The organism is Lysinibacillus sp. NPDC093190 (assembly GCF_050280425.1).
Classification (GTDB): Bacteria; Bacillota; Bacilli; order Bacillales_A; family Planococcaceae; genus Lysinibacillus.
In genome coordinates, this window is sequence record NZ_JBNNVG010000006.1 from 62,528 (window position 1) to 89,319 (window position 26,792).

Consider the following 26,792-nt stretch of genomic DNA (forward strand, 5'->3'; position numbering starts at 1 on the left):
TATGTTCCAGCCTCTTTTTGATTTTACATCTTGCTTCGTTTCTATAATAGATTTAGGGATTGGTGAAAAGTAGTGGACCATATTGAAGTAAAGCACTTGTTACTTGAATAATGATTAAATAAAATCTTTAATTTGTTCCTTAATCTCATCCCAAATATCCATTTGTTGTGAAATGTCTTTAATCAGGTGAACAACATTCTCTGAAATAAGAATATTTTCTTCACAAATGGTTGCACATAGGTGTTCTAATGCCACTCCCCACTCTCTATGTTCTAAATATTCTAATACAGTAATACGGTCTTTTTGTGGTAATCTAGTACGTATTATTTGGATAGTACCTCTACTGGTATCGTTGGCTTGTGATACATAAAAACTTGGCATTTGAAAATCGGGTAGAGCAAATGCTTATTTCAGCTTGTCAAAAATCTAACTATTTCATAGTTGAAGCATTAAGAAAAAACAAAAAGCACCTTTATTCAGATGCTTTTTAAGTAGATTCAGTGGTTTCATCGTTATGTTGAATGAATATCTGAAAGATATTATGCAGCAGAAGATTGAAAACATTTATTCAAACAGAAAAACAACCAAAGATTGGCTGTTTTCTCAGTGTTTAAACAAAAAAATTCCATATGTATTTAATTCCATCCCATATAGCTAAGGCTAAGATTACTGCTAGAATCCCTTTGAAAATATCTTTCATTTAGGCACCCCCTTTGAATTGGTTATTTATTAAATTATTATTTATTAAAAATTACTTATTTCTTTCAAGTTCTTCAATACGTTTTTCTAACTTTTTGATTTTAGAATCAGCTGAGACCGCAAAGGCAAATGATAGACTTGCAAAAGAAGAGGCCATAAGTGCAAAAGAGTTCATTTAATTACCTCCAAATAATAATAAAGGAAAACTGTTGTAATTAATTTACGGATGAAAATGGAAAAGGTTTCAAATAATCCATGGCGATTGAAAAAGAAAAAGCCGCAGCTTCTTTATACGCTACAGCAAACTAATGAACAATATGAAGAAAATAATAAATAAGGTAATCCACTACTTATTACAAATATCCAAGAATTTATGAGAAATCATATTTAAACTAACTGAGTGCTTTAGTTAAAAATTCGGTTTGCGAAATATCAAAACAAAAAGACAGAGTTCATTCTCTACACATTTTGTAGATTTAATATGTCTTTATGTTTTAATAGCAACAATCTTTTAGAAGACAGCCTTTTTAAAAAACAGGATTGAGTTCTACAAATTGTAGAATTCAACCCTGTTTTTATTTTTCACCTTATTGAACAACGATCTTTCTGAAAACAGCTAGTTAAATTTACTTTAGCAATTTAAACCAGATCACTTGTTAACCAAAATGCTCACACATTTGCTCACATAATTATTTTTTTGAGTTAATTTTATTTAACACAGTTTATTTGAGGATTGCTTAAAACCTTGATAAATCAGACTTAATCGAACTGCATTTACTAAGTTAAACTAGTTTGATTAAGTGACTTTACCCTTCTTGGATCAACGCCCTGATTTATTTTAAATCCTTTTTTATTCCTGATCAAACCATAGTGGATCTTTGTCATCAACGTCGCCATTATAATTGATTAGAATTTCATCTCCTGCTTTAATGTCTCTGAAAGCAAAGAAGTCAAATGTGCGATTTTTAAAATTAATCTCATACGTTGCATTAGGTTCATAAGAATGGTTAAACAACATTCCATAACCAAGAAGGATAGCAGATTGACCTATCCCATACTCAAAAGCATAATCAGCGAGTAAGGTTTGCTCAACGTATTGATGCTGTTCGTTTGGATAAGAAATGACAGGTGCTTCGTGTAAAAGCTCTCCTTTTTTGATATCACATGTTGCAAATACCCCTCTATTGAATTCTCCATCACTTAATGGGGATTTTTTTATCTCAATCATGTTTGTATTCTCCTACTCACTTTTAAAATATTCTTTCTAGCTGTAACATTTAGCTCTTTTTTTATCTGTTGTAATGCTTATAGCTAATACGTCGTTTAGCGTGACTCTTTTGGTGGTTGGCAGACGTCACATTTACGTTGATGTTTATTTTTAAATTTTGTAAATGTTTTTTCAAAGTTGCTACCACACGCACATTTAAATAATAACTTTTGAGAGAAACCGTGATATTCAGTCGTTAGCAACTTACTTTCCGAATTATTCTCAACAAATTCTTTAATTTTATCAATTGTCCATTTTTTATTCAATCTCTTACACCTCTATATTTTATCTCTATGCGGAGGCTTTCTTGGCATCCGTTCAGTTATAAGGAACATCTTAATTACCTTAAGCTACTTATTATAACATGAACTGGTACATAATTAAACAAATTCAAGATAGCGTTATCTAACATCTCACTACAACTATTGTTATATCAACGGTTTCTTAACACTTCATGAGGAAGAAAAAAGATTCCCCCAATTATTTATGGCGGCATTTCAAATGTTACAAGTGCTAAGAATTCGGAAAAACTTACGTACACTCTAGGTCCTCACCAATAATTGCACAATCACTAGGTTTCCTCCTGTTTGACGAATCATACTCTAATCATTTGCTTCAGTTTTTCAAAAGGCACATATCCAATAATGGGTTCATATGATTTATTGTGAATAATCAAACGAGAATTAGGAATGCCCATTACCTTATATTCAGCTGCAATATCTGGGCTTTTTTCAACATTCACTTTTATAATTTTTATCTTGCCACTAAATTCTTCACTGAGTTGATTAAGAACCCCTGCAAGCATTTTACACGGGCCACACCACTCAGCCCAAAAATTTAATAACACAACTTTTTTAGTATTTAAGTGTTCTCTTAATTCTTTCTTTGTTGTTACATGAACAATCGACATAATTCTTTTCCTCCTTTGTGGAAATAAAAATCTTGAAGTTATAATATGCTTATAATTATTATTAGACCCTACTCTCTCTCCCTTTTATCACACATTAAAGACCTCTAATATCCGTAATTAAGTTAAAAATTTTTTAAATTGTACTATCGAAAACAACTGCCATCGCGGATTTATATCCCTCAGCCGCTGCAACAATTAATGAAGACTGGCCTAAATTTGTTGTCTCTCCCGCTGCATAAACATTTTCCTGTGACGTACGCCCTGCCGAATCCACAACAATGCTACCATTTTCATTTAAATGACAACCAAGTTGCTCTGCAAATCGATTTGGACGAACAAAGTTTGGCACTATAAAACCTCCAACTCTTTCTATTTCAAGTCTTGAACTAAACACTATTTTGTTTAAATAACCATCCTCACCATGAAGATTCTGAATAGGTTCAGTAATGACAGTTATATCTTTTCTTTGTAGTTCATTCAATGTCGGAGCAGAAAGTTCATGCCCATTTGTGGCTATCACTAAATCCTCTGACCAGTTATAAACAAGCTTTCCTTTAAAAAGGGTCTGTTCTTCATTTTCTGAAATAATAATTAGGGGTTGATCTCTTAATTCCCATCCATCACAAGTTGGGCAGCTGAATAAACTTTTCCCATAATACTTTCGAATATCCGGAATCGACGGAAATTCTTCTTGAACACCCGTTGCCAATATAATTCTCTCTGCAACATACTCAACTTCTTCTAAAGTCTCAATTTTAAACAAGCCATTTGGTTGTTCTTTAATATTTATAACCGTGTTTTGATAATAATGAATTGACGGGTATTTACCCACATCATTCAAAGCTACTTCTTTAAACTTAGCTGGTTTAATTCCATCACGCGTAAGAAATCCATGTGATTCCTGTGTTACACGATTCCGATTTGTTGCATTATCAAATAATGCGACTTTTTTCCGAGATCTTCCTAAAATCAAACTTGCATTTAGCCCAGCGCCACCTGCACCAATAATTGCACAATCAAATAATTCCATCATGTAACTCTCCTTCATAGGTTGTTTAAAGTACATGTTGTTTCGCATTACAACATGCCGTCTAGTTCAAATTAAAGTTTAAAAATAAAATGATTCTTAGCTATTTGAAGTAAGAAATTAAGTTCGGGTCGTTTTAATCGCAGACTTAAAAGATTCTTTATATCTCTAATTGTTCAAAAAATAATGGTGGACTATAAATCCACTACTATTTTTTCACAAGATCCGATATTTTGCTGTTTCTTAACTCATTCTCTAGTTTTTCTTCTGCAGATAGCATTACTTCTTTTATTACACACTTAGGATCGTTGTATAAACAACAATCAAACAAAGACGATTTGCCTTCAATTGCATGTATTATATCTAAAAATGAAATATCTTCCCAATTCTGACTAAGTGTATAGCCACCATTGGCACCCGATATAGAGTTGATCATTCCCTCTTTTACTAACTTAGTTAGGATTTTAGACAAATACGTAGGAGAAACATCTTGCATCTCAGCTAATTGTTGGACACCTAAAGGTTTATTTGGTGTTTCCTTTGCAAGAAAAAGCATTGTGTGTAGTGCATAATTTGTAGCTTTAGAATATTTCATAATCGTTATTCACCTCAATTAGAGACTTTACATATCTATAATAGCATCGAATATTAGTTATTTCAATATTTGTGTCTTCATTGTGATTTTGAAGTGAAAATCAACCATCTTCTAAAGATAGCGGCTAACTTTGTCTCTTTAAAATGGTAAGCATCTGAAAAATCTGTCCTCTATGATGTGACTCGTGTTCAAGGAGATGGTAAATAACCCACTCAGGTGTGACATCGTAATGTGGGAGATTTCTGGATGTACGCCAATCCTCTAAGTCCATTGAACGAAAATGGAAAAGCAGTTCATCACGCACACATTGTAGACGATGTAAATGTTCATCTAAGGTTTGTCCCTCTATATGGCTCAATGTGTCATCCTCATTACGGTCTTCTTGAGAAAATAAAGAACGGATCTTTGGATTCCATTTACCGCCAAGAACTTCTTCATAGAGCCAGTCTGCCTCAATTAGAGCGATATGATATAATAATGATCCTATTGAGTGACCGTTTAGTTTGGCATCGAGCTGTTCCTGACTTATATCTGATATTTTTTCTAAAAGCGTTCGCCGAACATCTTCCAAACACCATAGCCATCGACCAATCTCTGTTTCAAAATCTGATAAGGGGACGACAATCAAATTTTTTCTCTTCATTTATTTCTCCTCCGTATTCCTCAAAATTTGCCCGTTTGCATAATAATCCCCTCTGAACTTAGCCGTTCGCTGGTCAACTCGCGCTTAACTATCACTAAACCATGTAATGCTTTCCATTAACAATATTTGTATCTCCCTTTCCATACAATACGTTTTTTGGATTTATCACGATGAGTAAAACCGCTACTACTGAATAAAGAATTGCGCTATACATGATTAATTCCAGTAAGTTACCATTAATTAAGCCAATAAAGAAATTAAATAATTGGTGGATGATGATTGGGATGATTAAATTTTGATTTAAGTTATAGAATGCTGTCATGACGATCTTCGTAGACATAAGTGCAATCATAAAGAATACAATATATTTGATTAAATCAATGCCCACTAGCCCTGTAGTAAACCATATAGGCAGATGCCACATCCCCCACCAAAATCCTATGATGATTGAAGCCATTAATGGTGTATGCTTTTTTTGGAGCTCAATTTGAGCGAAGCCTCGCCACCCTATTTCTTCTCCTAATGGCCCTGCAAGAAGGTTTTTAAAAAAGAAATAGATCAGCATTTCCCATGAAGAAACAGTAAAAATAGAGTCTACTTCACTGTTTTTCGATACGAGAAATACAATCATCAAAAATATGAATGTTTGAATCAACATCGCAGAAAGAATCACAGAAAACTTAAGTTTATTGTTGAATTTATCTTTAACAAATTGGATTAAACTCTGCCCAGGATAGATTTTTTTAAACAGCACTGCAAAAGCAAAAGTTGAGGACCAAGCTGCTATACAGAACATTACATCAAAGGCCCATGTAGGAAATCCTAACATATGTATGGCTCCTACAAGACAAAAAAGTGGCAAAAAAATGATATTGGTTAGTAGAATAAAACTTGCCACTGGTTTTTTTAGTTTCTTTTCTCTATACATGCATATTCCCCACTTCACACTAAGTTTTCGTAAAAATAATATTAATTAAGAATATCTTTAGCTTAAACCTAGGGGTAACTCACAGGTCAATACATTTACCACCTCAAAATTCGGCGAAAGAAAAAATAAAAAATACCCTTCAAAGACTTAAAGGGTAAATAAATATATTTTTTCTATTCATCGAAATATGTAGTTTTAATATTTTTCATGTCCAAAAAATTTTCGATTTTTAGTTGCTGCCTTCCGTTCGCTTTAGTAAAATGCTCTGAAGCAAAATTTGATATATCTGTCAAGTTACCATTTTCGACCATTCCAGCAACTTCATCTTCAAATTGTGTTAAAGTTTCTCTGATTGATGAAACAAATTCATAGATTGTCTTTGAAGGTTCTTTATAATCATCAGGGATTTTATTATTACTAATAAAATCATTGAAATTCGCATCATTCTTTTCCCCTTCAGCTATTAATTTAAGTAATTTTTCCTGATCAGATTCAGTAGCATCCTCATAAAGATAAACAATCTTTTCCATTTCTTTATCTATCACATGACTATAATCCATATACTTTTTTAAACTTACTTTCATTTCAGCTTCACTAATATTTTCATTGTCTTTATTAGAAACAAATATATCGTCAGGAATGTTAACAGGTACATTGCTAACAGATTTTTCATTGCTTTCTTTGTTGCTTTCTTTGTTGCTTTCTTCGTTAGGCGTTGTATCGTGTGAACAAGCATACATCAATACAATTGTGAACGCCATTAATAGATATAAAGTAAATCTTTTCATCTTTATCTCCTTCTTAATCCTTCAAATATTTCTAGTATTGCTGAAGATATAAGTTCTAACACCCCCTTTTACATAATAATTTTCACTTGATTGGTGCAAAAATCTCTAAAAATACACGTTCAAGTCCATCTTCATAAGTTGTCAGTAAGAGATTTATATAAACTTGCCCCAAAAGTTCAAACCCTTTTTCTATTGCTACATTTCTTAAATTCGCTTCCATGTTATGATCAATACTTTTTCCACCAGTTGACCATCTTCCATCTTCAATAATTGTATAAATACATTTTGGATGGGATAGGATTTCACCTTCTATTTCTTCATCAGGGTCTTCCACTTTTCTTACAATTATAAACTTATCATCTATCATACCTTCTTCATTGAAACAGATGACTCTTCTTAACGATGTGAGAGTAACTGCTTTTTTTAAGCTGTCTGCATTCTTTTTTAGACTGTCGTATTCATCATATGCCGTAAAATGTTCAATTTCCCCCTTTATTTCTAAAGGCTTCATTTCCTTAACTATGTATTTTCCAAAAAATTGTTTAATTTTTTCGCAATCTTCTTTTACTATCCGAAGCTTTTTTAAAAGAAGCTTTTTATACTCTATTTCCCGTAAAACCTCTTGTTCTTTCTCTTCTAATAATGATTGTATTCCCTCAATACTCTTACTTTTTCGTAATTCCTGGATTTTTTTAATTTCAATATCAATTTCTCTATAGAAATTTACTGTTGTTATATCATAAATATCTAAATGATTATATTTTCTATATCCATTCTCCATATTTTGCTTTGGCTTTACTAATTCCTTTTCCTCGTAAAATTTCAAGGTATCTCTAGATACACCTAAAAAATTAGCTACTTGCCCAATTGTGTACATTTTAGTCTCCTATCTTGCTGCAAATTTTTTATGATGTTTCACATTATCTTATTTTAACCACTTACCCATATTATTTCCATTTAGTAAAATAGATAATGCCAGATGATACTCTTCTCTTGTAAATGAGTATAGAATGATAATTTTTCGTATTAGGTTTGATTTTGAGGCACGGAGGCAAGATGAGATGACGACTATTTATATGGATCAGGATTTCGATTAAGTGAAAGGTTTCTCAAAATTAAATACCAATTTTTTTAATGAAAGAATGGGCGTAACAATTATAAACCCGCTCCTATCTTACTCGGACTCTCCAACAGTGCAGTCAGGGGAAATTACATCCCACTTTCCAAGTAGCGTCAAGCCAGCTGCTTTAGCTAAGAATGTTGAAGCTTCGTTAGCGAGCTGGCATCTATACTGCGGTTCGTATCCCTGCTCATAGGCGTACTTGCAGATTGAACGTACCACTTTGCGAGCATGACCTTTTCCCCTAAAAGATGAAAGAGTCAGTACGCCAAGATCCGCAATTTGCATATCTTCTTCCCAAGGATACATGCTAGCAGCGCAGACCAAGCGATCTTGCTCAAAAGAGCCGAACATTGCCCAGTGATCCAACTCCACATAAGCGTCATCCAAGTCTTGTTCAGAAGCGGAAGACTCGAACTCTGAGAAAATTGAATCATCTCGTTCTGTTAATTGGCGCAATGTACCTTCAAGATCTTCTTGCAGCAAAACGTTCTTTTCTGCTTCTGAAAAATAAAAAAGATAATCTGCGCCATGCAATGTGACTCCTGCTTCATTTAATTTCTGACGGAAAATCCGCTCTGACAGTTCTTGTTCTTTAGAAAGGTCTAACTTTTTGGCCATCTCAGGCGTCAAGACTGCCAAAATCCGACCGTCAGCAGTTTCCAGCACCATGACCCGACTGTCTTTGCTCAGGTCAGGGTTGATGGTGACCGTAAAGTTTTCAGCGTTGTAGATAACGTCTCCTTTTAAAAATTGCGACTTCCAATAGTCAGTTATCGTTTGTGAGAACATACTCATTCCCCCTATAATTGAAATTCTATTTAAAAACACCACATTTACCCTATTATTTTCTAACCTTTTTGTTTTTCTAACTTTTTTCCATAGTTCCTTCACCTAATTCTATTAACCATTTACTTCAAAATTGTAATTATTTAATCATTCTCTAGCATTCTTTATTTTTTCGGCTAAGCATTTTTTAACGAATTTCACCTTAAAAAGACACTTAGGACGAATTACTAGTATTATAAAGCTTCACACCGTGCGAAGCTCAAGTATTTTTAAAAGTGTAAAAAAATGCCCAAAAAAGATTTTGAAAAAATCTTCAAAGAATAGTTTTTGAAATAAAGTTGATTCATTTTTAATAAAGATATTTAATTAAGCCCCGCATTTTTTACCCATTTCTCCGTTATCTCAGCGAATTTTTTAACTGCTGGTGAAATAGGCATTCTGATGGCTAATCCAATCGTTCGAGTTTGCTCTAATTCAAGTGGTATGACCTTTATGGTATCCAATCCTTTAGGGATGATCATTTCTGGTAAAATGCTAATACCTAAATTATTTTCAACCATAGAAAAAATAGAATTTTCGTTCATATTCTCGAATCGAATATTTGGCTGGATATTGTTCTCTTTAAAAAATAGTTGTATATCGTCAAAGCACTGATAAGTTGGCATGATGAAAGGAGCATTTTCTATATCTTCCACCGATAGATGTTTGTTGCTATGTAAAGGTGATTGCTCTGATACTACACATAAAAGTGGCTCAGTCTTTAACTTTACAATATCGAATGAATGTAAAGAGGTAGTTTTGTTATTAACAAAACCACAATCCACTTCACTATCTAGTAACCATTTCTCTATCTCGGCATAATTTCCTTCTATTAGTTGTATTTCTATATCAGGATATTGCTTCTCCATTTCTTTGATAATATAAGGACTCCAGTTTGTAGATATACTACTAAATACCCCTACCTTTACCGTCCCTTTATTCAATCCGTTAATAGCGTTTACTTCCTGCTTTAGCATATCGTTATAATATAGAATCTCTCGAATCGTGACTAATAGATCCTTCCCATTTTGAGTTAGCTTAATTGCAGAGTTGTTACGAATAAATAAAGGAAAGTTAAACTCTTTTTCTAAACTTGTAATGGCATGACTTACAGCAGATTGCGTTAATCCTAATTCCTCCGCGGTTTTCGTAAAGCTATTTACCTCTGCTGCTTTACTAAAAATTTCATACTTTACTAAACTCATCGTCAACACCCCAAGAAATTTTTTCATGTACTTCATTATAATTATTCGCTGTATTAATGACAAACATATACTTATAATCAGAACAAGCTTAGGTAAAACACTGTTTTTATTTAATAAAAACGTAAAGGAGGGTTTATCATGGTACAGAAAATTTTAATTACAGGAGCTGCTGGAAAGATTGGTCAACAGATAACCAATACTTTAATGAAGCAAACAAGCTATCAATTAAGATTGGCAGACATTAATTTATCTCCATTAGAAAAATTTAAAAAGTCGCCAGATCATGAGGTTACATATCTAGATGTTTCTAGCTTAGAAGATTGTCAGGAAGCATGTAAAAACATAGATATTGTTATTCATTTAGCAGGAGATCCTTCTCCAGATGCAGATTTTTATACTTCTTTATTAGAGAGTCATATCAAAGGTTCATACAATATATTTAAAGCCGCATCGGATAACGGTGTAACAAGAGTCATAGCTGCTTCAAGTGCTCAAACAGTTGAAGGATATCCACTAGACTTTCAAGTGACCGATTCTTCACCTATTAGACCAAAGAATATGTATGGGGTTAGCAAATGTTTCGTGGAAGCACTTGCATCTTATTTTGCTTATGAGAAACAGTTGCAAAGTATCGCTATCCGTATTGGTGCTTATGACGATTACAAGCCTGAGGGTCAGCCACTTTCAGCTCGAGACATGAGTGCGTATATAAGCCCAGAAGATTTTAGTGACCTTCTTCTAAAAACGATTTCAGCTAAAAACCTGCCTCCCTTTTCAATCTTACATGGTCTATCTGATAATCGTTTTAAACGTTTAAATATTGAAGAAACAAAAAGATTAGTAGGATATACTCCGAATTCAGATGCGTTTAAATTGTGCGGAATTCAGTTTTTTGACCGTTAAACGTTGCATACACAAAGCACATATCAATTATGCCGAGGCATAATTGCGTCCGAAAGGCTTTCGGCCAACAGATGTTTTTGCGCGAAAGCGTAGCGGCAGCAACGTGTTTTGTCTGTGCGAAAGCGAAGCGACAGCAAAAGGGTTTTATCTGCGCGAAAGCGTAGCGGCAGCGGCAACAGCAACAGATGTTTTTTGTGCGAAAGCGCAGTGCTAACGTAGCGGCAGCAACATGATGTTGGTCATTCGGTCGTGTGTTGCTGTCGTTGCAGAAATCAGCCCCTTTCAGCTCGAGACAGACATGAGTACTAATGTAAGGCAGAAGACTTTAGTGACCTTTTCCTTATCTGTTTCTAGTTTAGAGAAGCAAGAAATGAAATCCATATTTCGATGAAAATTTAAATGTTTATATTTTAATATAAATATTGAAAATATGTATAAGAAATAAAGTGAAACATCAATCAGTGGGGGTTCCCTCCCCCCATTGATATCGAATTCAGCTTTTTGACCGTTAGCCATTGCATACAAAGCACATTTAAAAGGAGAATTTTCAGTGAAGAGCCTAACAAAAAACGCTAAAAAGGAAAAGATTATTCAGTCAGAACAGATAGAAAATAAAAAGAAAAAAACTTATAAAGACTACTGGAACGAAATTATTAAAGCTCTTATTGCTACCAAGTAAATCTTTAATAATATATTAAATTGATATTAATTACGCCCACAGCATATAAGCCAAATTTAATGCCAAGAGAATTTCAGGTAAGTTTTCTGAATTTTCCTATAATCCATTGACGTTTTTGAGGTAGCAATCATCTCAAATTCTATCATGAACTAATTTCAACATCGAGCCTACACACTTCCGAAAAAAGGTCGATTCAAGGTTTTAAATGAACCCCGATTCGACCTTTCCCTCTTCTATCCGATTTGACTATGGTGCGGTGGCATGAATTGTTTGCGCCTGTACATTCGGGGATATTAAATATGCTATTAACTAGACTCTATTTTAGTACACTTCTTGCCAAATCGATAAAGACCTTCATTGATGGTGAAATCCATTTCTCTTGATGCCACAGCATTTGAGTAGCAAATCGTATTTCCGATAAATCCCAAGGTAAAGCAATCAGTTCTCCCCGCTCCATCTCTCCCTTTATGGCCATTTCAGGTAGTAAGGCAATGCCGAGCCCAGCCATTGTGCATTGCTTTATGGCCTCTACACTATTAAACTCTAGTTCCGTTAAGCTGTCGGCCCCCTTCCTCAGTAACGTTCGATAGAAGAAAGTCCGATAAGAGCAACCTTTTTCACTTAATAGAATTTGCTCTCTATTAAAATCCTCTATGCTTAATGTAGAGCGTGTCGCTAATGGATGGTCGGGTGAAACTACCATTAGAAAAGGTTCGTCCAATAAAATCTCTGTATGAAGATCCGTAGATACGACAGGTTCATCCAGCATAAAGACCACATCAACATTTCCTTCTCTCAGACTTTGTTTCAAATGGTGACTAGACAAGGGCCTAAACAAAAGACGAACGTGCGGATATCGTTCGCGAAAAAGCCGGAGCAATGCAGGTAGCCGGTATGTACAGAGCACTTCGTCTGCACCGATTATAACCGTACCAGTTAATTCTCCGCTTTGACTTGAGACATACCGAGCCTCCTCTATATCATTTAAAATTTTGTTGGCATAGGGTAACAATTGCTGGCCTGCATCTGTTAATACGACACTCTTGCCTAAGCGATCCAGCAGCTTGACCCCCAATTCTTCCTCTAAAGCCTTAATTTGCATGGTTACAGTAGACGGAACATAGTTCAATACTTCGGCAGTACGGCTAAAACTGCGTGTGGAAGCAAGCGTCCAAAATGTTTTAAGTTGGCGGATTTCCAATGAGACAGCACCTCTTTATTCAAAAAAAATGAACGTTATGGTCAAAAACGTTTCGTTGATTTGATGGTAGCAGTATCGTAGAGTAAAAATCAAGCTTCAACACCAAATCTTGTATAACGAAGGAGAATCACATAATGAAAGATTACGAAATTTATTCACTGGGAGATGTCGTGCTGCAATCGGGCGAAAAGTTGCCTCAAGCCTTTCTTGCCTATAAAACCTATGGAACTTTAAATTCGACCAAGTCAAATGTAATTGTCTACCCTACCTGGTTTGCTGGTCAGCACACTGATAATGAGTGGTTGATTGGACCTGGTAAAGCTCTCGACCCGGACAAATATTTTATTATTGTGCCTAATATGTTGGGGAATGGTCTTTCTTCCTCCCCAAGCAACACACCAGCCCCTTTTGACAGAGCAAATTTCCCGCTCATTACGATTTATGATAATGTTCAGCTACAACATCGGCTAATAACTGAGAAATTTGGTATTAAGAAAATTGCTCTAGTCGTTGGCTGGTCGCTCGGAGCGCTGCAAACCTTTCAATGGGGAACAAGTTATCCTGAGATGGTCGAGCGGATTGCACCGTTTGGCGGAACAGCAAAGACTAGGCCACATGCGCAAGTGGTTTTTGAGGGGCTTATCGCAGCATTGCAAGCGGACTCTAATTGGAAGGAAGGCTTCTATGACAGTCAGCCTGTAGCAGGACTCGCCGCGATGGGACGCGCCTATGCTCCTTGGGGGTTTTCTCAGGCTTATTATTTAGAGCAACTCTATCAGTCGGAGGGATATTCGACGTTAAAGGTATATCTGGAAGACTATTGGGATCAAGTGTTTCTTTCTTTTGATGCAAACGATTTGATTGCTATGCTCCGTACAGGAATCAACGGGGATATTAGTGCCAATCCTCAAGACAACAGAAATTTTGAACAGGCATTAAACAAGATCACTGCTCATGCTCTTGTTATGCCAGGATCGACTGATCTGTTCTTTCCTCCTGAGGATAATGCAAATGAAGTGAAATATATGCCTAATGCTATTTATCAGCCAATCAAATCTAAGTGGGGACATTGCTTTGGAATTGGACAAAACGAACAGGATTCTCTCGTGATAGACAACCATCTAAAACAATTTTTGAAGTCAACTAGAGCGGAGAACTAGATTATAGATCTTCTCCAAAGTAGCACGTTTTGAGACTTCGTTTTACCGAATAGAGCTGATTGTAAATCGGAAAGTTCGCGAAAATTTGATTGAGTGCTTGACTTTATAGCCGACTAGAGGGTGTATACTCATTCCGAAATATAAAAAGAGAAGGTGAAGAATTGTTTAAAATCAGCGAATTTTCCAGGCTAAGCAGAATTCCGCTGCAAACTCTGCACTATTACGATCAGCTCGGAATCTTAAAACCTACCAAAACCGATGAATCGACCGGATATCGGTACTACTCCGCCGAACAGCTGCTAGAGATTACTCGGATTGTTATTTTTAAAGAATTGGGGTTTACACTACAGCAAATCGCGCATCTTCTTCAAGAAGATATATCCGCTGAACAGATTCATGGCATGCTAAGACTTAAAGAAAGTGAAATCGAGCGACTGCTTGATATCGAAAGGTCTAAGCTTTCCCAGGTTAAAGAACGAATACAGCTTGTGGAACGCGAAGGTAGGATGGATAAAGAACAGGAAGTTGTTATGAAGCGCGTTGAAGACATGCACATGGTTACTTATGTTTCTACTGGTACAGTTGACGATATCCCATTTCTCTTCGAAGTCTTCGATGGACTTCTCGATAGGAACTCTAGATCTTCTTTATCTGGTCCTCAAATGGTGCTGTGGGACGTACCTGCATGCCTTTGAGCTAGAGGTCGGCTATACCGTGAAACCAGTCACCACTAAGCTTCCCGAGCATCTTAATCTACGTTTCCTGTCCGTGGAAACAGTAGCCACGCTATTGTTCCGTTCAGATTCAGCGTTTTCGGAATCAGCATGCATAGACCTTGCTACATGGATTGAGCACAACGGCTACCGCATTCGAAGCGACCGACCTGGAAGGGAAATCTATGTGCCACTTTCAGGGGACCCGGGTACTTGCCTTGTCGAAATCCAAATTCCTATTGAAGAAAGAGAGAATCGTCTTCTTTGCAGTTTCTTCGGCTCCAAATTTGGAGGAGTAATTGCTGATACAAAAGGGCCGAAGTTCATGATCTATACTGGTCTTTCCGTCCAAGCCGGAATGCTACTGTTAGTGACTTGGGCAGACGGCTTGATTTATGCTTCATCCCGTTGATCATGATATGGATGGTGGCCACATGGGCGACCTCCCCAGCACAACAGTTGTAGTTCCTTGATACCACACTCGCCAGATATTGCTCTTAGCGTCAATACTTCGTTTATCCAGTTCGGTTTCGCTCTCGGCTCAGCAATCTGGGGACTGGTGATCAGTAGCTTCTCCATAGGGAATCTCGGCTGGTCGGGACTCATAATGGTCTTGCTGGCACTCCTGCTAGCAGTACGGTTATTTACTTACCATAATAAAGTAAAACTTTAATCAGTGGGGGTTTTCTTCATCACCTACCCCTCAACTTGAAAATAAGCTTCAACAACTTTCTTTTTAAACTCATAATCGTACTTTATATTCACCTAAAAAAAGTTACATCCTTAAACTTGCTAAAAGATCTCACGGTGCTTTACCATAGTTAAGCAATGATATGTGACAGTATCCATTACTCTTACACAATCTTGAAAATATCTTTACTTAAGGAGTGGTAAAATTGACACGTGTTTTATTTATTAATGGTGGATCAGAAGGACATATCAATCCAACTTTCGGCGTTGTGCAGGAGTTAATTTCGCGAGGAGAAGAGGTCGTGTTCTTTACGATAGAAGCTTTTCGAGAGCGTATTGAGAAGACGGGAGCGACTGTGCGCACGTTTGACGGTCAAAAATTTATAAAAGCCTTTATTTCAGGTGGAAGAAATCATTTACTTGAGAGAGTCAACGGACTTTTACTTACTGCAGATATCGTCATACCTAGCGTTCTTGAACAGATTAAAGGAGAGCATTTTGATTACATCATCCATGATTCTATGTTTGGTTGTGGCCATTTACTTGCCAAAATCCTAAAGCTTCCGGCAATCAATTCATGTACATCTTTTGCTGAGACTAAACAATCCTTTGATAGAACATTAGAACATCTTTCACAAAATGTCCCAGCTGAAGTTTTAAAAAAGATCAATGATGATTTTCAACAGCTGACAACAAAAATTAAAGAAAAATATGATGTTGAAATCAATTCTCCATATGAAGTTTTTTGTAATCCCGCACCGCTTACAGTCGTTTATACAACTAGGGAATTTCAACCTTTCGGAGAAGCATTTGACCAAACCTATAAATTTGTAGGTCCTTCCATCTCTTCACGCTTAACGCAGGAAGACTTCGACCTTACTGCCATCAAAGGGAAAAAACCCATTTACATTTCACTCGGTACTGTCTTAAATCAAGCCATCGATTTCTATAAGCTGTGTTTTAAGGCCTTTGGGAATACTGAGCATACTGTTGTCATGTCTATTGGGGGACAAACTCAACTTAGTGAATTGGGAGAGATTCCTGAAAACTTCATTGTAAAAACTTATGTTCCACAAACCGAGTTGCTAAAATATACAAAATTATTTATCACACATGGTGGAATGAACAGCACCAATGAAGCTCTCTATAACGGGGTTCCGCTAATCGTAATTCCACTAAGTGCGGATCAGCCAGTAATTGCTGAGCAAGTTACCAACATCGGAGCAGGTATTCAATTACAAATGCAAACCTTGACGGCAAGTCAATTAAATGAAGCTGCCGATCATGTGTTAAACAACCCTTCCATCCATAAAGCTGTTGCAAATATGAAAGAATCCTTCCAAAAATCAGGTGGGTATCACAAAGCTGTTGATGAGATTTTTAAATTTAAAAGTCAATACGGTATTTAAAAGCTACCATTATTGGTGGCTTTTTTTTGGTACTGTATCTTCAACTTTATTGAAAAAAGCATTCTTAATGAAAACACCTGTAAGATTCAATATTTAAAGAATGACAAGCAAAAAAGCTACCATGTTCAATTTTTCAAAATTTCTGCTAGGTTTGGTCAATGGTATGCCACTGGAATAGAGTTCAATACACATAAATATAGAGTTTTTAGATGTGATAGAATAATCTTTATGGAAGAGGAAGAACTTACTCCCCACTTCTCTATAGATGAACTTATTAGTCGTTCATTAGAAATTTACCAATCCGAGAAGAGGATTAACTTTGAAGTTGAGATTTTAGCACAAGCAAAGGATTTATTTTATAAAGAGCAATATCCCTCAATGACATTAGAAATTGGTAATAAAACAGTCATTAATGGATTTTATAATACTGGAGAAGAGGAATTTATCGCTAACTATTTTATGAGGTTCGGTCATAGTGTTATCTCAGTGAAACCTGAATCATTAAAACAAATTATTCAGGATAAAGTAGAGAACCTATTCAATTACTATCAAAAATTATAATTGAACATGTAGTTCATCAATGTAATTTGTGGGGTTATCCAGCTGAGTAACTACTGTGCATAAGCCATCAATTTTTTCTGACAAAGAAAAGGAGAAAAACGAAGTCGCTTTTCTCCTCTTTTATATAAAATTCGGCTATGCCTCATCTTCCGCCTTTAACCAATTCACAATTGCTACTATTGGGAATGTAATAATTGCCGTTAGAATGGCTAATATAGGTGCTATACTAATTGTTAATGCAACATACATCTGATACATAATTGGTGCAAGTAATAAAATACTTGGGACTACCCATCCGGCAACCACTACATAATGATACACAGCCTTCGCCCAATTTAATTTTAATACGATTGGTAAAACCAACAGCAAACTAATGATCGCTGGAATCGTAAATGCGTAACTAACACCTTTGAACGTAAGACTAGTTATCACAGCCAATACAATCCATAAAACTTGCGTACTCATCGCGAAATTCATAGTACCGTATTTTTTCGAAATCCACTTCGTAAAAAAGAAACTGAACACAACTGCGAGTAAGACCATCAACGTAAGAATTGTCGAATCATAAGTACCAAACATAACCATACTATATTCATTTATTTCACTGTAAAATACGATAGTTAAAAGACGAATTAGCAGGAAATAGAAAATAAAAATAGCAACAAGACTACCTATCATCGCAAAGAAACTTAAAGCAAAACCTTTAATTTGTATCACTTGCTTTTTAAAGCTGAAGAAGAATATTACAGCTGTTAAGCCAAGTAAAACAATCATCAATGGGATGACAACCTTTTCGGAATACACGATTAATGTTTTTTTCATTAATGGGAAATAAATCGCATTACTTTTACTTTCTTCTACGGCTTGAAACTCTTTCGCATCCATCATCATATACTTTTTCACTAAAGGAAAAGCATAGCTCCCGAAGTGACGAATTGTTCCCTCGTCACTATTTTCCACACGATCTATCTCCGCATGATATGCCTCTAATCCATTCATATTTGCAAAATTATAGCCTAATTTTTTTGTCACTTTTAATTCAGTAAAATCTGTATCGTTCGGCATCCTTTTATACATTTCAGAAGCAAATGAGTAAGCTACGGGGTATGGAACGGTCTCTTTATACAATTGCACTAACTTTAAATCATTTGAACTCGTTTCAAACAAAATTGGTACCCCTGTATTTCCTCTTGCTTCGAAATTTAACATTACGCTTACTTTATTCATAACATCTGTTCGATCTTTAAAAGCCCTCGCTCCAAATAAACCTGGCTCCTCACCGTCTGTTAGCACAAAATAGATTGTGTTTTTAGGTGCCGGCATTTGTTTTAACGCTCTTGCTGTCTCCATAATTGTGGCAACGCCGTAGCCATCATCTGACGCTCCAGGAGCCTCAGTTACAGAATCATAATGAGCTGTTAATAAAATCGCATTGTCATTTCCTGATGTCCCCGGGATTTTCGCAATAATATTTTCAACTGTCGCTGTACCTGTTTCTTCGGCATACTTCTCATCTTTAACATCCTTAACGGGCTTTGATTGAATTTCAACAGGCACATCTAAATTTTGAAAGTATTTGACAATATAATCTCTGACCTTTTTATTCGCAGGAGAGCCCATTGGATGCGGTTCCTTTGCAACTTCTTTTAAATAATCAAGAGCTCGTTCTGATGAAAAATCCTTTTCAGTTTCCCCCATTTCTTCTGTAGAAGGACTTAAAAATTGACTAAAACTTATAAATAGCGTTAACAATCCTAGTAATATCGCAAAAATAAGCAGTTTTCTTTTTTTCACCTATTACTCTCCTTATTCTTTTTACTTAATACCGAATTTCATGGCACCTAGACATATCATATGTTTTATTTTTAATTTATTTTCCAATCATCCAATTTCATTCTAAATCTCTTATGGACAAGAAATAATTCAATTTACAAAAAGGAAACTAAAAAACATCTCCATTGAAACAAGGGTTGGGAAGAAATCACCTAGAGAGTATACTAAAAAGATAAACAAAAGAAGCCTTTCAAATTAGTTGAAGGTTGGCAAACAATAAATTTCTTCACCATATTTTCCCATAAATTTCAAAATCCTAACTAACATTTTGAGATAATAAAAGAAAACACTAATACATGTATTGGGAACGGAAATCAACCCTACGTTATGGTGATGAACCATACATACTTTATCGTTGAATCCAGTTCGATTCATTCAAAAGCACAACGAACATCAAAACACCTTTTTATTCTTCACTATAATTAAAAATAGGGGTGAAACATGATGAACAACATGATTCAAGATATGATTGATTGGATTGAAGAGCATCTGTTTGAGGGTTTTTCTCTGATGAAATTAAGTGAAGCAATGGGTTATTCTTCTTACTATTGTTCCTTTAAATTTCATCAAATAACGGGCATTAGCATTAAACGCTATATGACCCTGAGAAAAACCTATCTTTCTTCAATCAGTCTTTCTGAAACAGATGAAAGGATCATTGAAATAGCGATCAAACATGGCTACTCGTCCCAAGAAGCATTTTCTCGAGCTTTCAAGGAGATATTTGGAGTTAGTCCCAATGCCTTTCGCTTAAGTCCTGAACCATTACAATCATATGTAAAACTCACTATGAATGAAGAGAGGGGTTATTATATGGACATTTCAAAAAAATTAAAAATTGAAGAGTTACAAAACCGTGTGGATGCGTATTTTGATCACGAAGTATTAAATGTTCTAAATGGACAAGTGATGTATGAAGAATTCAGTTCTCAACAATTAATGGGAAAGAGTGATTACGCACCTTTTAATGAAGCGATGTGTGTACACGACACCTTTAAAACTATTTTTAGCGACTCATTTAAACAAATTCGAGCAACTGGCCATCAAGTCTCACTTGCGGATTACGAAGCTATTACAGTTACACCACTTGAAAAGACCTTATTTTCAAAAGAATATCAATGTATCGTTCTCTGGTTTGGTGAAGATATGTTCTGTCAAATGAATTTAATAACGGTCTTAGCTTATTTAGAACAAACATCATTCAAAGGCACTATTTACTATCATGCGGTGAGAGAGCAAACATATGATGTGAAAGAAACTGAAATAACATTAGGCAGCTATTATGAAATATATAAAGCAGTGTTAGTAGACCACCGTATGCCAGATTTAGAGTTGATGCCGGTTATGTATCAAGGAATCAAATTGTATTTAGAACTTTTGCAAAACGACAACGAAATTACAAAATATATTCAAACACATCAACATCTATCTCACCATGAAATCGTTCGAAACTTACTGCACCTCTTCCCTCAATATAGTTTAGGGGATTCTCAATATTTAGAATTAATTAAAGCAACACAAAAAAATAAGGAGTAAAGGTGACTTTATAGTGGTGAAGAGCTGCAACATAGCTCTTCACCTTTTATTTTCACGTACGAAAAAATCCTCACTTTGATTTCAAAAAGCATCATTGACATTTCGTTAAATTTTTTATAATCTGTAACAATGCACAAAATTTGTTAAATCAAAGAATGGGGTGTATTGAATGCGAATTATAAAAGTTGTAGATTATAACCACAATTGGAGCAGCGACTATCAGAAAGAGGAACGTTCTATTAGGGCGATCCTTAAAGATGAATTGGTGAATAGTTTTCATATTGGAAGTACATCAGTTCCAGGTCTAAAAGCAAAACCCATTATTGATATTTTACTAGTAGTCAATGATATTCATAAATTGGATTCATTTTCCGAACGATTTCAAGAGATTGGATACGAAGTTAAGGGCGAATTCGGGATAACTGGAAGAAGATATTTCCGTAAAGGTGGCGATCATCGCACACATCAAATTCACGCTTTTCAATATAGCAACATTGAGGAAATTGGAAGACATTTAGCATTTAGAGATTACCTGCGAGAACATCCCGAAGTTTGTAGGCAGTATGGAGAAATAAAGAGCCAACTTGCCAAGCAGTATCCAAATGATATTGATGGCTATTGCGACGGGAAAGACGATTTTGTTAAAAACGTTGAAAAAGATGCTATTAAATGGCATTGGACTGTCCGTTAATATTAATGTTCATTTAATGGCTGTCCTCGAAAGCCCTCTTTACTATTATAAGGATATAGGATATAGAATATTGAGTAACAAAAAATTGGATATAATTTCTTATCAGACAATTTCATAAAAAGGGTGTAATGAATGAAAAAAGCAGTGAAAATAGCCTCCTAAATAAAAATTAACAGGCGTGTTGATTAGGAAAAATATAGGTTTATTATTGACCGATAAAAAAATTTTTTATTGATATTTTGTAAATGTATGCCCATTTTTAACTGATTGTAGCGTAGGGCTACTCGACTCCCGCGGGAAAGCGAGTAGCCCGTAACGGAAATCAGCATCTTCGAATTAATTCGAATGGATTAAAATGGTGAATCAACACAACTGAGAAAGTAATAATATTTAGGAGGCAAATAATAATGATTTTCAATAAAATTGATCGAAAGAACTGGCATCGACACGAGTATTTTGAGCATTATATTACCCAACAAACAACATTTAGTATGACGTCAGAAATAGATATTAGTATTCTGCATAAAAACATAAAAGATAATAATTTTAAGTTTTATCCAACATTCATATATATGGTAACAAAAGCTATCAACACCAATATTGCATTTAGAATGTGTTTTAATAGCCAAGGAGAATTAGGTTATTGGGAAAAACTAAATCCAAGTTACACGATTTTTAATGAGGAATCCGAGACATTTTCGAGCATTTGGACAGCAACATCGGATAAGTTTAAACAGTTCCATCAGAATTACGAAAGTGATATAAAGAAATATAACGGTAGGATAAGTTTATTTCCGAAATCCCCTATTCCAGAAAATATTTTTCACATATCCATGATTCCATGGAGTTCATTTACTGGTTTTAACCTTAACATTAGTAATGGAGGTAATTACCTTTTACCGATTATCACTGCAGGTAAATTTGTGCAGAAGGAAAATGCTATTTATCTTCCTGTTTCTTTACAAATGCACCACGCTGTTTGTGATGGTTATCATGCAGGCTTATTCATGAATTACCTTCAGAGTTATGCCGATGAATCCCATAGCTGGTTATTAGATTGAATATTTTCCGCTAGAACCTGCTTCTTTTGTAGAAAGCGTTCCTGCTTATTACAGGAACGCTTTCTAATCTTACCTTATGTAACAAAAAATCACTTCCGCTACTAATTTGTAATTTTTCTCATCACCCATTCAATCGGTCCTCTTTTAAATTTTTTGCTCCATAAAACAGAAAAGAAAATACTCGCTACGAAAAATAATATTGTAAATAATAATGAAAATGCTAACGTTTGGTTTTCTAACCTATTTAATAAAGCCAATATGCCAACGCCGATGAATACATGGCTTACATAATGCGTTAAAGTTGATTGTCCTGTTTGAATAAGTGATTTTATCAACCATTGTCCTGCAAACTTTTCTGCGATATAAATAGAAGCGACGATGACAATTATCGTAGAAGCGGAATTTGATAAGATATATAAAATGTTTGGTGGAATTGGCCCTGTTTGAAACAAGAATTCTGCACTGTTTACATCTAATATCGACAAAGATAGTCGCATCAATACTTTTGAAAGTACCTCTATTGTGATGAGTAAAAATAAAGAAATAAGTAACAATTTTTTTCTTACACCTTTCTTCGATAAATCAAATCTGCCAAGGATCATTCCAAGCAAAAAGAAACATATCCAAGGGAATACTGGATGATACCCATTAAACAAAAGATTTCTGATAAAACCTTCTATTGTCCAAAAATCAAAATATTCCATAAATGGTTGTTCTGGATGCCATCCTTTCAAATAATTCATTGACACTTGTAAGACTTGTGAGGTGATTAAAAAAAGACTAGATAGGATGATCATGAGCTTTGTAGAAGCTACGATAAGAAATGATCCAATCAGCATATAAACACCATAATAATGGAGGATATCTCCAGTCCAATCTGCAACATATAAAAGTAAACCTAGAATAAAAAGAAATGCGGAACGTTTCCATAATTTCATCCTACTTTCTTTAATAGAAGAAAGGTCACCTCCATTTCTAGCTTTTCTTGTCATCAAAGCAACTCCGATACCGGCCAGCGTAACAAAAGTAGCAGACGCTCTGCCTTCGAAAAGTCCAGTAAACCATATAAGCCAATCCGGCCCATTTCCTGCTGCTCCCATAATAATTTTAAAGTTAACTATAAGCATCCCAAACATAGCTATGGCTCGAGCGAAATCTAGCCCTTCAATACGTCTAGATTGTAACTGTTTGATCATAAATGTTCCTCCTTAAGTACACGATTAATGGCTTCTTTCAATATATTAGGACATCCTTTTGTAGATATTGCAGACTTTTTATATCTACTAAAATATTGATGAAACCATTATTTATCAGAAATCTATACACTTTTGATTATTGCGCGCTTCTTAATACATCATCACTATAAACTATAGGGTTGACCTAATGTCAAACCAACTTTTGTTTGTGCCCACCTCTCAATTCATTTGCCCATTATTCACTGGTAGATGCTAAAACCCACACGCCGCAAATCCGTTAGCTTTATCACATGGAATTTATACTTACAAATTCTTATATCCATTCCTTTCATTATCAGTGATAACTGTTTAAAGTTTTATCTTAGGTTTATTGTTTGACATTAGGCTAGCCCTAGAGTTTATATTTATCTAGAGAAGAGGGATATTATGGATGAAACAATTACAATAAATCAATTGGCTAAAATATTTGATATCAGTCATCATCAAATACGATATTACGAAGAAAAAGGGCTCTTATTTCCATCCTACACAGATAATAATAGATATCGAAAATATTCTCTAAAGGAAATTTATCAACTTGCTCAAATATTAATGTTGAGAAACTTAAATCTTTCAATCGCACAAATTAAAGAGGTTTTAACTACGTATGAAAAAAATGATTATTTGAGTTTATTAAGAGCGAAATCAAAAGAACTTTCAGACGAAATAAACAAACTACAAAAGATTAAAAAGGCAATTGATAATCATTATGTAAATATTACAAACAAAAAAGTAAATTCAACAAAATACTTAAAAAAAAGTCATTTAGAAAAAATAGTCACTTTAAAAACAAATGAAACTTTATCGGCCAAAGATTTTTTAACATTACAATTATCAAAGCAATTTTTTTATAATGATATTATTTATGTTTTTGAAGAAGATGAATATCATATGTGTATAAAAACAGAACATAAAGCTGATTTCATCATGAATGAAGGTAAATATAGTTCTATATTTATTTTAGGTGAATCTGATGATGAATTTGAGGAACAAATATTATCCATTATCGACAAGAAAAATACCCCTATCTATGTAATGGAGCTCTCAAGCGGCATTTTTACTAATAGTAATATTCTAGAGTTAGAAATTCTAATTCCCGAAAAAAGTGATAAAAATTAAGGCTAATCGGTATCATTTATTGCTGAATGAAGTTAAATTTATTAGAATATAAACCACATGCATAGAGAATGTTTTATTACAAAAATTGCAGTAGGCAAAGAATTTTGCTCGAGCTCATTTACAATCAAATGTGTTGCGTTTGCACGTCGTAAGTAGTAATCTTCGTACTAAACTACATTACGAGCTCCTATCATTCAAGACTCAATCAGAACAGAAGAACTCCGTGCTGCAACTTTTATTCAATGAATCGAAATGGGATTATAAATATATTGATATGTAAAACTCAAAGAAAATAATTGTGAAATAAATACCATTTTAAAAAGCTCACATATTGAACAGAATCGTTCAACATGCGAGCTGTTTTTTATACTGAATTATACATTCATATCTGTAATAGCAGGAATATTTATTTCCTTCACACATGAAACTGGTGATAAATTAATCACACATTGGACAATGGCTACAATATCTTGTACAGGAATACGTGTACCTTCATACAACTTAATTGCTTTTTCAGCCCCTTCTTCAAAAGGTACTTCAGCAGCAAGTTCTCCTGGATTAATACACGTTACAGCGATCTTATCTTTTCTCACATGCTCTCGTAAAGCATTTGTAATGCCTCGTAAGCCAAATTTAGATGTCACAAACGAAACTTGCGCATTATTCGTATGATCTAAACCTGCTGTCGATCCAATTAAAATTATTTTTCCATTTTCCGCCTGTCTTAAATTAGGTAATAGCGCCTGAATATATGTAATTGTGGAAGTTAAATTAATATTAATTAAGTTTGCAATATCCCCAACTTCATCGTTATCAAACGTATAGTCATCTTCAAAACCACGCTTTTCCCATACTCCAACATTGTAAATTAATACATCCATAGCAACGCCTTTTAAAGCTTCTTTTAAAGCAGGAATATGTTGTTGACTAGATAAATCAATAGCCAGCCATTTACGGTTTACGCCATCATTTATATCTAAACTACTTGGTCGTGTGCGTGACACCACCCATACTGTATCCCCTTTTGTTGGTAAACCCTTTACAAATGCATCACCTAATCCTTGGCTTGCCCCAAATATAATAAAGTTCTTACTCATCCAATCACCCTTTCTATATAACTACAACGTAAGTATAGTTAATATAAAAAATAGCAACAACTAATGTGATTTATGGAAATATTCGAGTACTAGAAATTACCTATGCTCGTTCATTTTAAAGTTATTTCACCCAATACGTTGTACAATCGTCACTTCGATCTAGGAAACCATATTCAATTAAGTATCTTCTTATTGATACATAATCGTTATAAATTGGCTTTAATATCTCATTTACTTCTTTTTCGTTATATTTATGCCCTACCTCAAACTTCGTTACAATGTGTTGCAGTAAAATTATTTTTCGTTTTTCCTTACTTGGAAAACTTTCAATAGGACCCTCTAAGCCATTTTTAAAATACGTCGCTAATACTTTTTCTTTCTCATCTACTGTAATCGCATAACGCTCATCCATCTGTGTCGCCCCCTTATGAATTGGCTCGTATACTTTTGTTGTTTCTAAAGCCTGCATAATTGCCAGAAAAATTTTTGCTTGTTTTTCTTTTTCTTTTAATTTAAATCGATGCTGTCGAATTGTTGAAATGCTATTTGCAGAAGTGCTATTAACAATTTCCTTATCCGGCGCCCCTGTTGCGAATAGCATCAGCAATTCGGTTTGGATATCTGATAGCCCTGTATACTTCTTATCTAATTGAAGTAACGCTTCAAACACAGAGATATGTTCATTCTCGATATGGAGTTGCATAGCTTTTTTAGCCGTAAAAAATCGATTATCTATTTTGAACACTTCTTCGGCATCAAATATTTCTTTACAAAAGATACATTCATAGCCATCACCTGTGTTTACATATCCCTTCGATATTTCCTCTATTGTCAAATCACTTATATTCATAAACAAAACCTCTCTGTGTTTATCATTCAATAAACAATATACAA

Annotated in this window: 28 protein-coding genes; 10 read left to right on the top strand and 18 right to left on the bottom strand. The window is 34.7% G+C overall.

Annotation, left to right across the window (positions count from 1 at the left end; all coding sequences use genetic code 11):
* Positions 1-114: 114 nt before the first annotated feature.
* From ACQKOF_RS06990 to ACQKOF_RS07050, 13 genes are all read right to left on the bottom strand, one after another.
* Complete coding sequence (locus tag ACQKOF_RS06990) at positions 115-381, bottom strand: MafI family immunity protein (protein WP_427554901.1); 267 nt, start codon at positions 379-381, stop codon at positions 115-117.
* A gap of 370 nt (positions 382-751) precedes the next feature.
* Positions 752-874, bottom strand: coding sequence for a hypothetical protein (locus ACQKOF_RS06995; RefSeq protein WP_427554902.1), 123 nt, complete (start codon positions 872-874; stop codon positions 752-754).
* A gap of 675 nt (positions 875-1,549) precedes the next feature.
* A complete protein-coding gene (locus ACQKOF_RS07000) occupies positions 1,550-1,927 on the bottom strand; it encodes an SET domain-containing protein (RefSeq protein ID WP_427554904.1) in 378 nt (125 codons plus the stop codon).
* Between the two features lie 95 nt (positions 1,928-2,022).
* Positions 2,023-2,232, bottom strand: a complete 210-nt coding sequence (locus tag ACQKOF_RS07005; protein ID WP_370047299.1) for a hypothetical protein — start codon at positions 2,230-2,232, stop codon at positions 2,023-2,025.
* Between the two features lie 329 nt (positions 2,233-2,561).
* On the bottom strand, positions 2,562-2,876 hold the full coding sequence (locus ACQKOF_RS07010) for a thioredoxin family protein (RefSeq protein ID WP_427554906.1): 315 nt from the start codon (positions 2,874-2,876) through the stop codon (positions 2,562-2,564).
* A gap of 133 nt (positions 2,877-3,009) precedes the next feature.
* The gene (locus tag ACQKOF_RS07015; protein ID WP_427554908.1) at positions 3,010-3,906 is read right to left on the bottom strand and encodes an NAD(P)/FAD-dependent oxidoreductase; all 897 of its coding nucleotides are present in this window, start codon (positions 3,904-3,906) and stop codon (positions 3,010-3,012) included.
* Between the two features lie 205 nt (positions 3,907-4,111).
* Entirely contained in the window at positions 4,112-4,498 is a 387-nt protein-coding gene (locus ACQKOF_RS07020; RefSeq protein WP_427554910.1) for an Rrf2 family transcriptional regulator, read from the bottom strand.
* A gap of 124 nt (positions 4,499-4,622) precedes the next feature.
* On the bottom strand, positions 4,623-5,141 hold the full coding sequence (locus ACQKOF_RS07025; protein ID WP_427554912.1) for a DinB family protein: 519 nt from the start codon (positions 5,139-5,141) through the stop codon (positions 4,623-4,625).
* 94 nt (positions 5,142-5,235) lie between these two features.
* Positions 5,236-6,069: a CPBP family intramembrane glutamic endopeptidase gene (locus ACQKOF_RS07030; protein ID WP_427554914.1), complete on the bottom strand. Its 834-nt coding sequence runs from the start codon at positions 6,067-6,069 to the stop codon at positions 5,236-5,238.
* 173 nt (positions 6,070-6,242) lie between these two features.
* Positions 6,243-6,857 carry an NDxxF motif lipoprotein gene (locus ACQKOF_RS07035; protein ID WP_427554916.1) on the bottom strand — a complete coding sequence of 205 codons (615 nt, stop codon included), beginning with the start codon at positions 6,855-6,857 and terminating at the stop codon, positions 6,243-6,245.
* A gap of 82 nt (positions 6,858-6,939) precedes the next feature.
* Positions 6,940-7,734: a MerR family transcriptional regulator gene (locus ACQKOF_RS07040; RefSeq protein ID WP_427554918.1), complete on the bottom strand. Its 795-nt coding sequence runs from the start codon at positions 7,732-7,734 to the stop codon at positions 6,940-6,942.
* 297 nt (positions 7,735-8,031) lie between these two features.
* Positions 8,032-8,769: a GNAT family N-acetyltransferase gene (locus ACQKOF_RS07045; protein WP_427554919.1), complete on the bottom strand. Its 738-nt coding sequence runs from the start codon at positions 8,767-8,769 to the stop codon at positions 8,032-8,034.
* 359 nt (positions 8,770-9,128) lie between these two features.
* Positions 9,129-10,010: a LysR family transcriptional regulator gene (locus ACQKOF_RS07050; protein ID WP_427554920.1), complete on the bottom strand. Its 882-nt coding sequence runs from the start codon at positions 10,008-10,010 to the stop codon at positions 9,129-9,131.
* Between the two features lie 138 nt (positions 10,011-10,148).
* On the opposite strand from ACQKOF_RS07050, the gene ACQKOF_RS07055 reads away from it, so the two are divergent.
* Together ACQKOF_RS07055 and ACQKOF_RS07060 are read left to right on the top strand one after the other, a co-directional pair.
* Positions 10,149-10,913: an NAD-dependent epimerase/dehydratase family protein gene (locus tag ACQKOF_RS07055; protein WP_427554922.1), complete on the top strand. Its 765-nt coding sequence runs from the start codon at positions 10,149-10,151 to the stop codon at positions 10,911-10,913.
* Between the two features lie 550 nt (positions 10,914-11,463).
* A complete protein-coding gene (locus tag ACQKOF_RS07060; protein WP_376074235.1) occupies positions 11,464-11,592 on the top strand; it encodes a hypothetical protein in 129 nt (42 codons plus the stop codon).
* A gap of 316 nt (positions 11,593-11,908) precedes the next feature.
* On the opposite strand, the gene ACQKOF_RS07065 is transcribed toward ACQKOF_RS07060, so the two are convergent.
* Positions 11,909-12,793 carry a LysR family transcriptional regulator gene (locus tag ACQKOF_RS07065; RefSeq protein WP_427554924.1) on the bottom strand — a complete coding sequence of 295 codons (885 nt, stop codon included), beginning with the start codon at positions 12,791-12,793 and terminating at the stop codon, positions 11,909-11,911.
* A 134-nt stretch (positions 12,794-12,927) separates the two neighbouring features.
* Between ACQKOF_RS07065 and ACQKOF_RS07070 the strand changes: the two genes are divergently transcribed.
* The 4 genes from ACQKOF_RS07070 to ACQKOF_RS07085 all read left to right on the top strand — a co-directional run bounded on the left by ACQKOF_RS07070 (position 12,928) and on the right by ACQKOF_RS07085 (position 17,326).
* Positions 12,928-13,953 carry an alpha/beta fold hydrolase gene (locus tag ACQKOF_RS07070; protein ID WP_427554926.1) on the top strand — a complete coding sequence of 342 codons (1,026 nt, stop codon included), beginning with the start codon at positions 12,928-12,930 and terminating at the stop codon, positions 13,951-13,953.
* Positions 13,954-14,114: 161 nt separating this feature from the next.
* Positions 14,115-14,648: a MerR family transcriptional regulator gene (locus ACQKOF_RS07075; RefSeq protein WP_427554928.1), complete on the top strand. Its 534-nt coding sequence runs from the start codon at positions 14,115-14,117 to the stop codon at positions 14,646-14,648.
* 914 nt (positions 14,649-15,562) lie between these two features.
* Positions 15,563-16,765, top strand: a complete 1,203-nt coding sequence (locus ACQKOF_RS07080; protein WP_427554930.1) for a macrolide family glycosyltransferase — start codon at positions 15,563-15,565, stop codon at positions 16,763-16,765.
* A 15-nt stretch (positions 16,766-16,780) separates the two neighbouring features.
* Entirely contained in the window at positions 16,781-17,326 is a 546-nt protein-coding gene (locus tag ACQKOF_RS07085) for a WYL domain-containing protein (protein ID WP_427555114.1), read from the top strand.
* Positions 17,327-17,461: 135 nt separating this feature from the next.
* Here ACQKOF_RS07085 and ACQKOF_RS07090 read toward each other — a convergent pair whose 3' ends face one another.
* Positions 17,462-19,120, bottom strand: a complete 1,659-nt coding sequence (locus ACQKOF_RS07090) for a M28 family peptidase (protein ID WP_427554932.1) — start codon at positions 19,118-19,120, stop codon at positions 17,462-17,464.
* A gap of 483 nt (positions 19,121-19,603) precedes the next feature.
* On the opposite strand from ACQKOF_RS07090, the gene ACQKOF_RS07095 reads away from it, so the two are divergent.
* From ACQKOF_RS07095 to catA, 3 genes are all read left to right on the top strand, one after another.
* Complete coding sequence (locus tag ACQKOF_RS07095; RefSeq protein ID WP_427554934.1) at positions 19,604-20,695, top strand: helix-turn-helix transcriptional regulator; 1,092 nt, start codon at positions 19,604-19,606, stop codon at positions 20,693-20,695.
* Positions 20,696-20,864: 169 nt separating this feature from the next.
* A complete protein-coding gene (locus ACQKOF_RS07100; RefSeq protein WP_427554936.1) occupies positions 20,865-21,386 on the top strand; it encodes a GrpB family protein in 522 nt (173 codons plus the stop codon).
* Between the two features lie 407 nt (positions 21,387-21,793).
* The gene (gene catA, locus ACQKOF_RS07105) at positions 21,794-22,447 is read left to right on the top strand and encodes a type A chloramphenicol O-acetyltransferase (RefSeq protein WP_427554938.1); all 654 of its coding nucleotides are present in this window, start codon (positions 21,794-21,796) and stop codon (positions 22,445-22,447) included.
* Positions 22,448-22,548: 101 nt separating this feature from the next.
* Here catA and ACQKOF_RS07110 read toward each other — a convergent pair whose 3' ends face one another.
* Positions 22,549-23,643: a DUF418 domain-containing protein gene (locus ACQKOF_RS07110; RefSeq protein ID WP_427554940.1), complete on the bottom strand. Its 1,095-nt coding sequence runs from the start codon at positions 23,641-23,643 to the stop codon at positions 22,549-22,551.
* Positions 23,644-24,069: 426 nt separating this feature from the next.
* On the opposite strand from ACQKOF_RS07110, the gene ACQKOF_RS07115 reads away from it, so the two are divergent.
* Positions 24,070-24,801: a MerR family transcriptional regulator gene (locus tag ACQKOF_RS07115; protein WP_427554942.1), complete on the top strand. Its 732-nt coding sequence runs from the start codon at positions 24,070-24,072 to the stop codon at positions 24,799-24,801.
* 374 nt (positions 24,802-25,175) lie between these two features.
* On the opposite strand, the gene ACQKOF_RS07120 is transcribed toward ACQKOF_RS07115, so the two are convergent.
* The gene (locus ACQKOF_RS07120; protein WP_427554944.1) at positions 25,176-25,898 is read right to left on the bottom strand and encodes an SDR family NAD(P)-dependent oxidoreductase; all 723 of its coding nucleotides are present in this window, start codon (positions 25,896-25,898) and stop codon (positions 25,176-25,178) included.
* 121 nt (positions 25,899-26,019) lie between these two features.
* A complete protein-coding gene (locus ACQKOF_RS07125) occupies positions 26,020-26,748 on the bottom strand; it encodes a DUF2087 domain-containing protein (RefSeq protein ID WP_427554946.1) in 729 nt (242 codons plus the stop codon).
* Positions 26,749-26,792 lie beyond the last annotated feature (44 nt).

Bases quoted from the DNA above. Each gene is read 5' to 3' on its own strand.
- ACQKOF_RS06990 (WP_427554901.1), bottom strand. From the start codon at position 381: ATGCCAAGTTTTTATGTATCACAAGCCAACGATACCAGTAGAGGTACT.
- ACQKOF_RS06995 (WP_427554902.1), bottom strand. From the start codon at position 874: ATGAACTCTTTTGCACTTATGGCCTCTTCTTTTGCAAGTCTATCATTT.
- ACQKOF_RS07000 (WP_427554904.1), bottom strand. From the start codon at position 1,927: ATGATTGAGATAAAAAAATCCCCATTAAGTGATGGAGAATTCAATAGA.
- ACQKOF_RS07010 (WP_427554906.1), bottom strand. From the start codon at position 2,876: ATGTCGATTGTTCATGTAACAACAAAGAAAGAATTAAGAGAACACTTA.
- ACQKOF_RS07015 (WP_427554908.1), bottom strand. From the start codon at position 3,906: ATGGAATTATTTGATTGTGCAATTATTGGTGCAGGTGGCGCTGGGCTA.
- ACQKOF_RS07020 (WP_427554910.1), bottom strand. From the start codon at position 4,498: ATGAAATATTCTAAAGCTACAAATTATGCACTACACACAATGCTTTTT.
- ACQKOF_RS07025 (WP_427554912.1), bottom strand. From the start codon at position 5,141: ATGAAGAGAAAAAATTTGATTGTCGTCCCCTTATCAGATTTTGAAACA.
- ACQKOF_RS07030 (WP_427554914.1), bottom strand. From the start codon at position 6,069: ATGTATAGAGAAAAGAAACTAAAAAAACCAGTGGCAAGTTTTATTCTA.
- ACQKOF_RS07035 (WP_427554916.1), bottom strand. From the start codon at position 6,857: ATGAAAAGATTTACTTTATATCTATTAATGGCGTTCACAATTGTATTG.
- ACQKOF_RS07040 (WP_427554918.1), bottom strand. From the start codon at position 7,734: ATGTACACAATTGGGCAAGTAGCTAATTTTTTAGGTGTATCTAGAGAT.
- ACQKOF_RS07045 (WP_427554919.1), bottom strand. From the start codon at position 8,769: ATGTTCTCACAAACGATAACTGACTATTGGAAGTCGCAATTTTTAAAA.
- ACQKOF_RS07050 (WP_427554920.1), bottom strand. From the start codon at position 10,010: ATGAGTTTAGTAAAGTATGAAATTTTTAGTAAAGCAGCAGAGGTAAAT.
- ACQKOF_RS07055 (WP_427554922.1), top strand. From the start codon at position 10,149: ATGGTACAGAAAATTTTAATTACAGGAGCTGCTGGAAAGATTGGTCAA.
- ACQKOF_RS07070 (WP_427554926.1), top strand. From the start codon at position 12,928: ATGAAAGATTACGAAATTTATTCACTGGGAGATGTCGTGCTGCAATCG.
- ACQKOF_RS07095 (WP_427554934.1), top strand. From the start codon at position 19,604: ATGAACAACATGATTCAAGATATGATTGATTGGATTGAAGAGCATCTG.
- ACQKOF_RS07100 (WP_427554936.1), top strand. From the start codon at position 20,865: ATGCGAATTATAAAAGTTGTAGATTATAACCACAATTGGAGCAGCGAC.
- catA (WP_427554938.1), top strand. From the start codon at position 21,794: ATGATTTTCAATAAAATTGATCGAAAGAACTGGCATCGACACGAGTAT.
- ACQKOF_RS07110 (WP_427554940.1), bottom strand. From the start codon at position 23,643: ATGATCAAACAGTTACAATCTAGACGTATTGAAGGGCTAGATTTCGCT.
- ACQKOF_RS07115 (WP_427554942.1), top strand. From the start codon at position 24,070: ATGGATGAAACAATTACAATAAATCAATTGGCTAAAATATTTGATATC.
- ACQKOF_RS07120 (WP_427554944.1), bottom strand. From the start codon at position 25,898: ATGAGTAAGAACTTTATTATATTTGGGGCAAGCCAAGGATTAGGTGAT.
- ACQKOF_RS07125 (WP_427554946.1), bottom strand. From the start codon at position 26,748: ATGAATATAAGTGATTTGACAATAGAGGAAATATCGAAGGGATATGTA.